8 protein-coding genes are annotated in these 12,701 nt (G+C 60.1%); 5 read left to right on the top strand and 3 right to left on the bottom strand.

All coding sequences use genetic code 11. The annotated features are described in order from the left end of the window. Nucleotides 1-24: 24 nt before the first annotated feature. Nucleotides 25-2,475: a penicillin-binding protein 1A gene (locus ABID12_RS17480; protein ID WP_106301433.1), complete on the bottom strand. Its 2,451-nt coding sequence runs from the start codon at nt 2,473-2,475 to the stop codon at nt 25-27. Nucleotides 2,476-2,705: 230 nt separating this feature from the next. Beyond that, complete coding sequence (locus tag ABID12_RS17475) at nt 2,706-3,965, bottom strand: N-acetylmuramoyl-L-alanine amidase (protein ID WP_354435413.1); 1,260 nt, start codon at nt 3,963-3,965, stop codon at nt 2,706-2,708. A 731-nt stretch (nt 3,966-4,696) separates the two neighbouring features. Between ABID12_RS17475 and ABID12_RS17470 the strand changes: the two genes are divergently transcribed. Then, complete coding sequence (locus tag ABID12_RS17470) at nt 4,697-7,789, top strand: Rne/Rng family ribonuclease (RefSeq protein ID WP_354435412.1); 3,093 nt, start codon at nt 4,697-4,699, stop codon at nt 7,787-7,789. 337 nt (nt 7,790-8,126) lie between these two features. Here the strand turns inward: ABID12_RS17470 and ABID12_RS17465 are convergent, their stop codons facing one another. Beyond that, nucleotides 8,127-9,287, bottom strand: a complete 1,161-nt coding sequence (locus ABID12_RS17465) for a pyridoxal phosphate-dependent aminotransferase (RefSeq protein ID WP_354435411.1) — start codon at nt 9,285-9,287, stop codon at nt 8,127-8,129. Between the two features lie 208 nt (nt 9,288-9,495). Here ABID12_RS17465 and ABID12_RS17460 point away from each other — a divergent pair, with 208 nt between their 5' ends. The 4 genes from ABID12_RS17460 (at nt 9,496) to accC (ending at nt 12,701) form a co-directional block, all read left to right on the top strand. Then, nucleotides 9,496-10,299, top strand: a complete 804-nt coding sequence (locus ABID12_RS17460; RefSeq protein WP_354435410.1) for a DsbA family protein — start codon at nt 9,496-9,498, stop codon at nt 10,297-10,299. A gap of 107 nt (nt 10,300-10,406) precedes the next feature. Then, nucleotides 10,407-10,844 (top strand): type II 3-dehydroquinate dehydratase, encoded by a 438-nt coding sequence (gene aroQ / locus ABID12_RS17455; RefSeq protein ID WP_106301445.1) that lies wholly within the window; start codon nt 10,407-10,409, stop codon nt 10,842-10,844. Between the two features lie 22 nt (nt 10,845-10,866). Continuing rightward, nucleotides 10,867-11,340, top strand: a complete 474-nt coding sequence (accB, locus tag ABID12_RS17450; RefSeq protein ID WP_106301448.1) for an acetyl-CoA carboxylase biotin carboxyl carrier protein — start codon at nt 10,867-10,869, stop codon at nt 11,338-11,340. A 14-nt stretch (nt 11,341-11,354) separates the two neighbouring features. Further along, nucleotides 11,355-12,701, top strand: coding sequence for an acetyl-CoA carboxylase biotin carboxylase subunit (gene accC / locus ABID12_RS17445; RefSeq protein WP_354435409.1), 1,347 nt, complete (start codon nt 11,355-11,357; stop codon nt 12,699-12,701).

Raw genomic sequence — 12,701 nt, 5'->3', positions numbered from 1 at the left:
CCGCCCTGCCTTTCAAGCCTATGCTTAGTAGAGGCCGCTCGAACCGGTCGAGATCGCCTTGTTGGCCTGAGAGGAATCCCTGAGGATCTGCGCTGGCGGCACATAGCCGTCCATATCGATGATATCGAGCGCCTCGGCCGGACCGGTACCGGGCTTGAAGGCCTCGACGATCACGCCGGCGCCGGAACCGCTGGCCCGCATGCCGGTCGAGCGATTGACCAGAACATTGGTCATGCCTTCCGGCTCGATGAAGTTTTCCTTCGGCAACTGCTTCAGCGCATCGGTCATGAATTCGTTGAAGATCGGTGCGGCAAGGCCGCCGCCGGTCCCGTGATGGCCAAGGGTCGCCGGCTGGTCGAAGCCGACATAAAGCCCGGCAACGAGGTTCGGGGTAAAGCCGACGAACCAGGCATCCTTCTCGTCATTGGTGGTGCCGGTCTTGCCGGCAACGGGACGATCCAGGTTCACGGCGCTTGCCGCCGTACCGCGCTGGACGACACCTTCCATCATCGAGGTGATCTGGTAGGCCGTCATCGGATCGAGCACCTGCTGACGATCATCGATCAGGATCGGTTCGGCCTGACCGGTCCATTCCGGCGCGTTGCAATTCTCGCAGATGCGTTCCTCATGCTTGAAGATCGTTTCGCCGTAGCGATCCTGAATACGGTCGATCAGCGTCGGATTGACCTGCTTGCCGCCATTGGCGATCACCGCATAGGCAGACACCATACGCATCACCGAGGTCTCGCCGGAGCCAAGGGCCATGGCCAGCACCGGGTCCATATGATCGTAGATGCCGAAACGGTCGGCATAGTCGGCGACGACATCCATGCCGAGGTCATTGGCCAGACGCACGGTCATCAGGTTCTTGGATTTTTCGATACCGGTTCTGAGCGTCTGCGGACCGGAAAATCCGCCGGCGTAGTTCTGTGGCTTCCAAAGCTCACCGCCGGACTGGATCTCGATCGGGGCATCCATCACCACCGAGGCCGGGGTGTAGCCATTGTCCAGCGCCGCGGCATAGACGAACGGCTTGAACGAGGAGCCGGGCTGGCGATAGGCCTGTGTCGCCCGGTTGAACTGGCTCTGGGAGAAGGCAAAGCCGCCGACCATCGCCAGCACACGGCCGGTCTGCGGGTCCATGGCAACGAGGCCGCCCTGCACTTTCGGCACCTGGCGCAAGCGGTAGGTATCGCCCTCATCCGTTTCTTCCACATAGACGACGTCGCCGGGCTTCAGAACGCCTTCCGGGCTTTTCGCGTTGGGCTTGCCCTTCTCAAGAAAGCGATAAGCCCATTTCATGTTGTCGGCCGGGATGAAGCCGGTATTGCGCGCACTGTCGACATTGCCACCGGCATCGATCTGCGGACGGATACCGATCTCGGCGCCATCGGCGCTGACGCCCAGCACAACCGCGACCTTCCAGTTCTGCACATCCCAGAGCGGTTGAATCTTGGAGAGCGCCGGGCCCCAGTCGCCGGACATCGAAATCTCGTCGATGGGTCCACGGAAGCCGGCAGCCTCGTCATACTTGATCAGGCCGTCGCGCAGCGCCTTTTGTGCGTAGAGCTGCATCTTCGGATCCAGCGAAGTGCGCACCGAAAGCCCGCCCTCATACAGCATTTCCTCGCCGTAATCGTCCTTCAGCTCACGACGAACCGCTTCGGCAAAATATTCGTCACCGGCAATCGGCCGGCTGCGATGGGTGGAAACGACGCCGAGCGGTTCGGCGCGCGCCACCTCGGCCTCTTCGGCGGTGATATAGCCGTTTTCGGCCATCCGGCTGATAACCCAGTTGCGGCGTTCGGTGGCCGCTTCGGGGTGACGATACGGGTCGTAATTGGCCGGTCCCTTGAGCACGGCCGCCAGATAGGCGCTTTCGGAAATCGTCAGATCGGAAACCGGCTTGTCGAAATAGGTGAGCGCCGCATCGGCGATGCCATAGGCATTCAGGCCGAAATAGACCTCGTTGAGGTAGAGTTCGAGGATGGTGTCCTTCGAATAAGCCCGCTCAATGCGGAAAGACAGGATGGCTTCCTTGACCTTGCGCTCGATGGTCTGATCGGAACTCAGGAGGAAGTTCTTGGCAACCTGCTGTGTGATCGTCGAGGCGCCGACGGGACGGCGGCCGGTGCCCATGTTGCGGACATTGGTGATGATCGCGCGGCCAAGACCGACAACATCGACGCCGGGATGGGAATAGAAATTCTTGTCTTCCGCCGACAAGAACGCGCCGCGCACCCGCATCGGCACCGCATCGATGGGCAGGAACAGGCGGCGTTCATGGGCGTATTCGGCCATCAGCTCGCCATTGCCGGCATAGATGCGTGTGGTGACGGGCGGGGTGTACTGGGCAAGCACCTCGTAATCCGGCAGGTCCTTGGCGACATTGTTCAGATAAATTCCGACACCGATCGCCACCACGACGAAAAGAGCGCAGGCGAGACCGAAAAGATATCCGATGAGCTTGATCAAATTCACGTTTATTGAACCCTGTCTCTGGCGAGGCTGGCAGTCTGCACGTTATGCGCACGGTTCTGCTTCGGCCTTCGTGGCGCCTGCGGCCAAATCTTCAGTTGACCGCAGATACCGCTCAAAGGCCGGAATGGAAACACCCAGGTCACCTTTTTACAATGAATGTGCGCTTTTTGCGACGCCCCTTGAATATCCTTCTGCCCTTCGGCCTATTCCGGCAGCAACGTTGCTCATTTGCCACCCGAGACGAGCGGACTGCGATAACGGCGCACCGCCTCCACCAGCCTGTCGACCAGCCGGTCACGCCATTCAGGATCGAGCATGCGTTTCTCGTCCTCGGGATTGGAGAGAAAACCGATCTCCAGCAGGATCGACGGAATGTCGGGCGCCCGCAGCACCATGAAGCCTGCAAACCGGTGGGGATTGTTGATCAGCCCGATCTGTCCTTCGAAGGAGGACACCACCGTATCGGCAAGAGAAATCGAAAAACTCTGGGTTTCGCGGCGCGTCAGATCGAGGAGAATGTCGGTCACCTCCTCCGGCTCGTCATCGGCCTTGATTCCCATGATCTCGTTCGACAGGTTTTCGCGCCGGGCAAGGGCTGCGGCCAGCCGGTCGGAAGCCCGGTCGGAAAGCGTATAGACGGTGGCGCCGGAAATGTTGGACTGGTTGAGCGAATCCGCGTGAAACGAGATAAACAGGTCCGCGCCATGCTGGCGGGCAAGCTCCACCCGCTTCGAAAGCGAAAGATAGACATCGGAATCCCGCGTCAGGAACGGTTCGAAGCCCGGTTCTTCTGCCAGCCGTTTTGCAAAGGCGCGGGCAAAATCAAGCGTAATCGTCTTTTCGAGCGTCTTGGTATCCTCACCGATCGCTCCGGTATCGATACCGCCATGGCCGGCATCGACGGCCACAACATAGGTGCCGTCGCTATCGGGCATTGAAAGCCTGTCGGTGAAACTGTTGTCCGGTTCCGGGGCCTGGCTTGCCAGCAGCGCTTCGAAGCGGTCATCGTCGGCAATCGCCAGATCGATCACCAGCCGCGCGCCGGAACTTTCCTCCTGGCGGACTTCCCCGAGCGTCATCTGGATCGGCTCACGCGCCGACAGCACGATGCGCGACTGGCCGGGACCTGTGGCGCCATAACGCACATTGCTGACGATGCCGCGCGGCTCGAGCGCATCGGCGGAAAAACCGAAGGCCGTGCTGGGCAGCGTGATCACCAGACGGGCCGGGTCCTTGAGATAGTGATAGCTGAATTCGGGTTCGCGGTCGAAATCAACGATAAGACGCGCACGCGCATCATCGCCCACCAGCAGCGCATTATAGGCGATCAGCGGCGCAGCGCTGTCTTCGTCTTCGGCACTGGCAAACGCAGGCGAAGCCGCAATCAGCGCCGCGAAAAACAGGAACGAACCGATCGCTGCAACAAGAACGGCAAATGCGTGATCGCGCAGATTTACGATGCCGGTTCCATCCCTTTCCGTCATGCCACCTCTCAATTGAATGCAGAAAACCCGCGCGAATTACAATTAATTCGTGTACGGATGCAAGTGCAAGCCATCCGGCCAGGCCCGATCCTTGGTATAACGCCATAGGCATGGCGAAAACGTGGCCCGGGCGGCCCACATGGCGGCTTCTGCGTGGCGCCACAGCCCATCCCTTCAGCCGTTGTCTTCATTGAAGCTTAATTCGGCCTTATTTTGGAACCGGCTCAAATATAACAGGTGATTGGTTTTTTCTTGCTATTGCAGCATGGAATACATACTAATGTGATTTAGGTGGAGATTTATGACGGGGCGAATGCGCGCAAGGGCAGCCGGTCTCAATTGATTGGCGCCAAAAAAGAGCGATGGATCGTCCGCCGCCCTTTCCACCACTGAACAGAATATCTTCGCCGGTATACGTGTTTCACAAAAATCGTTGCGGCGTAAGGGTCAATGCTTTTCGGGCAATCCCCGCTGAGCATATTCATCGCCTCTCAAGAGAGGCTCGTTAATGTTGGTTTCGACTGGTTTAATATGAGAACGAAGCGTCCATTTCTTCCCTCGGCCTGTACGCCCCAAGACGGCGACAGACTGATTCGAGAAGCAGCCGCCCGCGTTTCGTTGCAACGGTCGAACGCAAATTCATCCGGCGCACCCGCAGATAACCGTTTCCGCAGCAGGGCACATGCCCGTGCGGGAACCGGCGAGCGGCTGGGCCGAGGAGCTCATCATAAATGGCAGACAAAATGCTCATCGACGCCTCTCATGAAGAAGAGACGCGCGTCGTCGTTGTTCGTGGAAATCGTATAGAGGAGTTCGATTTCGAATCGCAGCACAAGAAACAGCTGCGCGGCAACATCTATCTTGCAAAGGTCACGCGGGTCGAGCCTTCTCTTCAGGCCGCGTTTGTGGATTATGGCGGCAACCGTCACGGTTTTCTCGCCTTTTCGGAAATCCATCCCGACTATTACCAGATCCCGCTTGCCGACCGCGAAGCGCTTCTGAAGGAAACCAGCGAGGACGAGGACGGCGACGACAACGAAGCCGCCGTCAGCGAACCTGCGGAAGCCTCGGAAAAGGCTGCAGAGGCCGAGGGCAAGCCGAAGCCCCGGACCCGCCGCGGCCGCGCCAAGTCGCGCTCGAAGAAGACCGACGACACAAAAGAAACGACCGACAACGAGCAATCCGCCGAAGCCAAGGCAGACGCCGAAGCCAAGACAGGTGACGACAGCGCGGCGGCCGAGACCGACGGGAACGCCGTGACGGAAGCCCCTGCCGAAGCGGCAGCCGCTGAAGACGCGCCCGAGGAAACCAAGAAGGCCAAGCCTCGCAGGCGCCGCAAGCCGGCTGCCAAGAAAGAGGCGAAGGCCGAAGACGAGAACACCGCGGACGCGGCTTCCGACGACGCACAGAGCGACAACAGCGGCGACGGCGAAGGTTCCGACAACAAGGATAACGGCGGCCCGACGCATATGGCGGCCGAAGTCGATGCCGACACGGTTTCCGAAGATGTCGACGACGACAGCGACGATGATGTCGAATCCGTCGGCGCCGAAGACGCCATGGAAGAGGTGCCCGACAACGGCCACCGCCGGATGCGCAAACAGTACCGCATTCAGGAAGTCATCAAGCGCCGTCAGATCCTGCTGGTGCAGGTTGCCAAGGAAGAGCGCGGCAACAAGGGCGCAGCACTGACCACCTATCTCTCGCTTGCCGGCCGTTATTCGGTGCTGATGCCGAACACGGCCCGCGGCGGCGGCATTTCCCGCAAAATCACCAACCCGGCAGACCGCAAGCGGCTGAAGGAAGTGGCCAAGGGTCTCGAAGTGCCGCAGGGCATGGGCGTGATCCTGCGCACCGCCGGTGCCAACCGCACCAAGGCCGAGGTCAAGCGCGACTTCGAATACCTGATGCGGCTTTGGGAAAATGTCCGCTCCAAGACGCTGACATCGACGGCGCCCTGCCTCGTTTACGAGGAAGGCAGCCTGATCAAGCGCTCCATCCGCGACCTTTACAACAAGGACATCAACGAGGTCATCGTTTCCGGCGACGAGGGTTACCGCGAAGCCAAGGACTTCATGAAGATGCTGATGCCGAGCCACGCCAAGGTGGTTCAGCGTTATCGTGACATTCACCCGATCTATTCGCGCTCCGGCATCGAAGCACAGCTCGACCGCATGCTGCAGCCGCAGGTCACGCTGAAATCGGGCGGCTATCTGATCATCAACCAGACCGAGGCGCTGGTCGCCATCGACGTCAACTCCGGGCGCTCAACCCGCGAGCATTCGATCGAAGACACGGCGCTTCAGACCAATCTGGAAGCGGCGGAAGAAGTGGCGCGCCAGCTGCGGCTGCGCGACCTTGCCGGCCTTGTGGTCGTCGACTTCATCGACATGGAGGAAAAGCGCAACAACCGCGCCGTTGAAAAGAAGCTCAAGGAGTGTCTGAAAAACGACCGCGCCCGCATTCAGGTCGGCCGGATTTCGCATTTCGGTCTTCTGGAAATGTCGCGTCAGCGCATTCGTGCATCCGTTCTGGAATCGACCACCCAGGTCTGCAGCCATTGCGGCGGCACCGGCCATGTTCTGTCTCAGTCCTCCGTCGCACTGCATGTGTTGCGCGGCGTCGAGGAATACCTGCTGAAGAACACCACGCATAACATTACCGTGCGCACGACGCCGGAGATCGCGCCCTATCTGCTGAACCAGAAGCGCAACACGATTGTCGATTACGAGAATCGGTTTGGCGTCGAGATCATCGTCGAGGCCGACGCCGACCTCGAAAACACCCATTTCGAGATTGACCGCCGCGATCCGGTTGAAAACCCGGTGAAGATTGAAGCCCTGTTCAATCTGATCGAAGAGCAGGAAGAAGATACCGCAACGGCAGCGGATGTCGACGCAGCTGACGTTTCCGACAATGCGCCTTCGACCGACGACAGCGACAGCAATAACGGTGACAACAACGCCGACGAAGACGGCGGCCGTTCGCGCCGCAAGAGGCGTCGCCGGCGCGGCCGCAACGGCCAGCAGAACAATGGCAATAACGCGCAGGATGACGACAGCGGTTCGGAGGACAACACTCAGGACGTTGCATCGAATGACGATGATGACGACAGCGACAAGCCGCGTCGCAAGCGTCGCCGTGGCAAGCGTGGCGGACGCCGCAACCGCAGCGATGACAACGCACAGCAGACCGAATCGGACAACGAAACCGAATCCCGAAAAGAAGAAGCGCCTGCTGCGGCTGCCGTCGAGGGCACTGAAAACGATACTGCGGTTTCTCAGACACCTGAAAAACAGGTGGCCGAAGCTGAGGCGCCGTCCGACGCAAACGAGACGGAAGCCGGCAAGACATCGGGCTTTTCCGAAGAAGCAGCTGAAGTGAACCTGCAGCCGGACGAGGAAACGGCCGAAGCCAGTGCCAGCCAGCCGGTTGTCGCGGCGGAAGACGAGGCCATGGCCGAAATCGAAGGCCGCAAGCCGCGCCGTCGCCGCAAGCCGAAGGCCGAGAAGGCAGAGGCCGTGACGCAGGAGGCCGAGAAGTCCGAAGCAACGGCAGACGCCAAGCCGGAGGCCGCGGAAGAGACCGCGCCGAAGACCGAGGCTCCTGCCGTCGAGGAGACGGCCGTGGTCAGCGCGGAAGCCGAACCGGAGCCTGCGGAAGCGTCGGTCGAGGCTGAAACGGAAGACGATGGTACAAAACGCGCCAACCGAGGCGCGGACGTCGCCTCGTCGGAACCGGTGGTAACATCCAACGGCAGCGAAAACGACGACGAGCCGTCCAAGCCGAAACGCGGCTGGTGGCAGCGCCGCGGCTTCTTCTGAGCCGAGGGAAATATCTGAAATAAAAACGCCGCCGCTTCGATAACGGCGGCGTTTTTGTTTGTTGGCAATCCCGAAGACGTGCGGGTTGTTGCCTCTACCAGCCGTTCCCACAGGTGTCATGCTCGGACTCGATCCGAGCATCCATTCCACTCAACCCTTTGATAAGAAAGGGTTTCAATTAAACGCATATCGTGTGGCCCTGGATCCTCGGGTCAAGCCCGAGGATGCCTCTGAGTGAGGGGCGGCTTTGTCAACGAACCGACGACGCCGTTTCGATAACGGCGGCGTTTTTTCTCTGTCGGCAAAAACGGTTTCGAAAAACGAGACCGCCGCTGCCTCACCCTTTTTTCGGCAGCCAGTTGCCGATGCGCTCCACCGCCTGGCGGATTTCGGCCTCGGTGCCCGCATAGGAAAGTCTCAGATAGCGCCCGCCGGTCAGCGGGTCGAAATCGGCGCCGGGTGTGGCCGCAACATCGATCTCGGCCAGCATCCGGCGCGAAAACTCAACGCTGTCATTGGAATGGCCGCTGACATCCACATAGGCATAGAAGGCGCCGTCCATCGGCGAGACAACCGGCAGGCCGATATCCGGCAGTGCGTTGATCAGAAACGCGCGGTTGGCGCGATAGATTTCACGGTAGCCATCGAGCTGCGGGCGCGCATCGAGTGCGGCTTCGGCGGCGATCTGCGACAGTTCGGGCGCGCTGATATAGATGTTCTGCGCCAGCTGCTCGAACACGCGCACCAGCTTTTCCGGCAGCACCATCCAGCCGACGCGCCAGCCGGTCATGCAGTAATATTTCGAGAATGAATTGATGACCACTGCTTCGTCGGTAAAAGCGAGCGCCGTCGTCTCCTCGCCCGAAAAAACCAGACCGTGATAGATCTCGTCCGAGATAAATGCGGTTTTACGCGCCGCGCACCAGTCGGCCAGACGCTTGAGCGCGGCACGTCCCGTCACCGTCCCCGTCGGGTTTGCGGGGCTTGCCAGCAGCACGCCCCTGATCGTAACGCCCTGCTCCCGCTCCGCCTCTTCCAGCGCCTCCGGCGTCAGCGTGAAGTCGTGAGCAGCACTGGCCTCGACCTCGACCACATTGAGGTCGAGCGCGCGCAGGATATTGCGGTAGGCCGGATAGCCCGGCCGCGCGATCGCCACGCTGTCGCCGGCATCGAACAGCGCCAGAAAGGCCAGGTTGAAACCGGCCGATGAGCCGGTCGTCACCGCAATGCGCGCCGGATCGATCTCGACGCCCATGCGGGCGCGATAGTCATTCGAAATGGCCTCGCGCAGACTGGAAAGGCCGAAAGCATCGGTATAGCCGAGATGGCCATGCTCGAGCGCGGCGCGGGCCGCCGCAAGCGCCTTGTCGGGTGCTGGATGGGATGGCTGGCCGACGGCCAGCGACAGCACGGGATGGCCGGCCGTCTTCCGGCGATTGGCCTCCGCCAGAACATCCATGGCCAGAAACGAGTCAATTTCGCTGCGCTTTGACGGCATTGTTTTTCTTCCTTGTCACAAGACCCGGAATATACGGGCGTTTCTTCGGGCTTGGACCATTCGCCTTCCGGCTGCAATGCTTGAGGCCCAAAAAACGGAATTTTGATCACAACCGGTGACAATTGCGGCCCGGGCTATGGACAATGCCGCCTTTTACGCACAATTGGTTCCTAGCTACATTGATCTTGTCGTGCCGGAAGGGGAAAACATGTCTTCAAAGGGAATGACGCTTGCGGTTGCCGCAGTCTTCGCGACGGCGATTGCGTCCGCTGCCGCAACCACAGCCGCCATTTACGGGTTCGCCCAGCCTGAGAGCCAGGAACAAGCTGCCGCCCCGGCCGGTGACGATTTCGGCACGAAGGTCCATGACTATCTGGTGGAAAATCCGGAAGTGCTGCTGGATGTGCAGGTGGCGCTTCAGAGAAAACAGGCTGAAGAACAGCAAAAGGCCGCATCCGCGGCCCTTGCCGAAAACCAGGACAAGATCTACCAGCCGGCCTATGACGCCGAGCTCGGCAATCCCGATGGCGCGATCACCGTGGTCGAGTTCTTCGACTACAATTGCGGCTATTGCCGTCGCGCATTGTCCGACATGGACGAGATCATTGCCGACAACAACGATGTCCGCTTCATTCTCAAGGAAATTCCCGTTCTGGGACCGGAATCGGAAGCCGCACAGCGCGTTTCCTATGCCTTCTTCAAAGTCGCACCGGAAAAATACGCAGATTTCCACCGCGCGCTGATGGGCTCGGGCAACCGCGCCACGGACCAGACCGCGCGCGCCGTAGCCGCCGCATTCGGCGTCGACAATGCCGCAATCGACCAGGCCATGGAAGAGTATCCGGCCGAAGAAGCCCTTGCCGAGCACTTCGCTCTGGCGCAGGCGGTCGGTGTGACCGGGACGCCGGCCTATATCGTTGGCGACACCATGCTTCACGGCGCAGTCGGCGTCGACCGCATACAGCAGGTTATCGACAACGTCCGTGATTGCGGATCGGGCACCTGCACTTGAAACCTCCGCCTCGACGAAGCTTAACCAAGCTGTTTCATGCACAGGTCTTTGGGCTTTTCCTCAAAGACCTGAACGTCTATAGGTGAGGGCGAAACTGGAATTGACGGATGACACGCACAATCTTTGTTCTCAACGGACCGAACCTCAATCTGCTGGGAAAGCGCGAGCCGGGTATCTACGGCGCACTGACCCTTGAAACCATTGAGGCGGCCTGTCGCACGGAAGCGGAAACGCTCGGTTTCAGTGCCGACTGCCGTCAGAGCAATCATGAAGGCGTCCTTGTCGACTGGCTCCACGAGGCCAATGACAAGGCGGCCGGTGTCGCCATCAATCCAGGTGCCTACGGGCACACATCCGTTGCGCTTCACGATGCGATACGCGCCATCAGCGTGCCTGTCGTGGAGCTTCACATTTCCAACATTCATACCCGTGAGCCCTTCCGCCACAAGACCTTCACCTCTGCGGCGGTCAAGGGTGTCATCTGTGGCTTCGGACAAGACAGCTATCTTCTGGCACTTCGTGCGCTCAAGACACTCACGGAATAAAAAGAACAAAGGAACACCACCCATGGCAGACCAAAAGAAGGCAGTCGACGCAAAGCTGGTGCGCGATCTCGCCGTTATCCTCAACGAGACCGACCTGACGGAAATCGAAGTGGAGCAGGACGGCCTCCATATCCGGGTCGCGCGCGAAGTAACGGTTACCGCCGCGCCGCAGCAGGCCATGACCTACGCCGCCCCGGCAGCAGCCCCGGCCGCAGCAGCGCCTGCCGCCGAAGCACCGGCAGCGCCTGCCGCAAACAATCTCGACCAGGCCGTCAAGGCGCCCATGGTCGGCACGGTCTATCTGGCCCCTGCCCCCGGCGCGCGTCCGTTCATCGAGGTCGGTGCCAATGTCAAGGAAGGCCAGACCCTGCTGATCATCGAAGCCATGAAGACCATGAACCAGATCCCGGCACCGAAGAGCGGCAAGGTCACCCAAATCCTCGTTGATGACGCCCAGCCGGTTGAATTCGACGAGCCGCTTGTCGTGATCGAATAACGGGTCAAAAGCAGATGTTTTCCAAAATCCTGATCGCCAATCGCGGCGAAATTGCGCTTCGCGTGCAGCGCGCCTGCAAGGAACTGGGCATCGCCACGGTCGCTGTACATTCGACCGCTGATGCCGATGCCATGCATGTGCGCCTTGCCGACGAGAGCGTGTGCATCGGCCCGCCGTCTTCACGCGAGAGCTACCTGAACATTCACCAGATCGTTGCCGCCTGCGAGATTACCGGCGCAGATGCGGTGCATCCCGGCTACGGCTTTCTGTCGGAAAACGCCAAGTTTGCCGAAATCCTCGAAGCCCACGGCATCACCTTCATCGGCCCGACCAGCGAACATATCCGCATGATGGGCGACAAGATCACCGCCAAGACCACGGCCGAAAACCTCGGTATTCCGGTCGTTCCGGGGTCCGGCGGCTCTGTCGATACCGAAGAAGACGCCATCAGGACGGCCGATGAAATCGGCTTTCCGGTGCTGATCAAGGCAACCGCCGGCGGCGGCGGGCGCGGGATGAAGCTTGCCCGGACCAAGGACGATCTGCTCGAAGCCTGGAGCACGGCCCGCGGAGAAGCGGCCGCCGCCTTCGGCAATGATTCGGTTTATATGGAGAAATATCTCGACAAGCCGCGTCATATCGAGGTTCAGGTCTTCGGCGACGGTGAAGGCGATGCCATTCATCTGGGGGAACGCGACTGCTCGCTGCAGCGCCGCCACCAGAAGGTCTGGGAAGAAGCCAATTCGCCTGCCCTTAACGTCGAGCAGCGGATGGAGATCGGCGAAATCTGCGCCGACGCCATGCGCAAAATGAAATATCGCGGCGCCGGCACCATCGAATTCCTGTACGAAAACGGCGAATTCTACTTTATCGAGATGAATACCCGTCTGCAGGTGGAACATCCGATCACCGAGGCCATTACCGGCATCGATCTGGTCCATGAGCAGATCCGGGTTGCCGCAGGCGCCGGCCTTTCGGTCAGCCAGAAGGATATCTTCTTCTCCGGCCATGCGATCGAGTGCCGCATCAACGCTGAAAACGCCGAGACCTTCCGTCCGTCGCCGGGCACGATCACCCATTTTCATGCACCGGGTGGCCTTGGCGTGCGCATCGATTCAGGCGTTTATCAGGGCTATAAAATTCCGCCCTATTATGACAGTCTGATCGGCAAGCTCATCGTTCACGGGCGCACCCGCGTGGAATGCATGATGCGGCTGAAACGCGCGCTCGACGAGTTCGTCGTCGACGGTATTGACACGACCCTGCCGCTTTTTCAGGATCTGGTCACCAATCAGGATATTGCCAATGGCGACTACGATATCCATTGGCTGGAACACTATCTGGAAGACAAGGCAAAGTAG

The sequence above is a fragment of the Martelella mangrovi genome (assembly GCF_040545495.1).
Classification (GTDB): domain Bacteria; phylum Pseudomonadota; class Alphaproteobacteria; order Rhizobiales; family Rhizobiaceae; genus Martelella; species Martelella mangrovi.
The sequence above is the reverse complement of the archived record's forward strand: the minus strand, read 5'-3'. Positions and strand labels throughout refer to the sequence as shown.

What these genes read in the sequence shown, in the direction of transcription:
- ABID12_RS17475 (WP_354435413.1), bottom strand. Translation starts at nt 3,965, where the DNA reads ATGACGGAAAGGGATGGAACCGGCATCGTAAATCTGCGCGATCACGCA.
- ABID12_RS17470 (WP_354435412.1), top strand. Translation starts at nt 4,697, where the DNA reads ATGGCAGACAAAATGCTCATCGACGCCTCTCATGAAGAAGAGACGCGC.
- ABID12_RS17465 (WP_354435411.1), bottom strand. Translation starts at nt 9,287, where the DNA reads ATGCCGTCAAAGCGCAGCGAAATTGACTCGTTTCTGGCCATGGATGTT.
- ABID12_RS17460 (WP_354435410.1), top strand. Translation starts at nt 9,496, where the DNA reads ATGTCTTCAAAGGGAATGACGCTTGCGGTTGCCGCAGTCTTCGCGACG.
- aroQ (WP_106301445.1), top strand. Translation starts at nt 10,407, where the DNA reads ATGACACGCACAATCTTTGTTCTCAACGGACCGAACCTCAATCTGCTG.
- accB (WP_106301448.1), top strand. Translation starts at nt 10,867, where the DNA reads ATGGCAGACCAAAAGAAGGCAGTCGACGCAAAGCTGGTGCGCGATCTC.
- accC (WP_354435409.1), top strand. Translation starts at nt 11,355, where the DNA reads ATGTTTTCCAAAATCCTGATCGCCAATCGCGGCGAAATTGCGCTTCGC.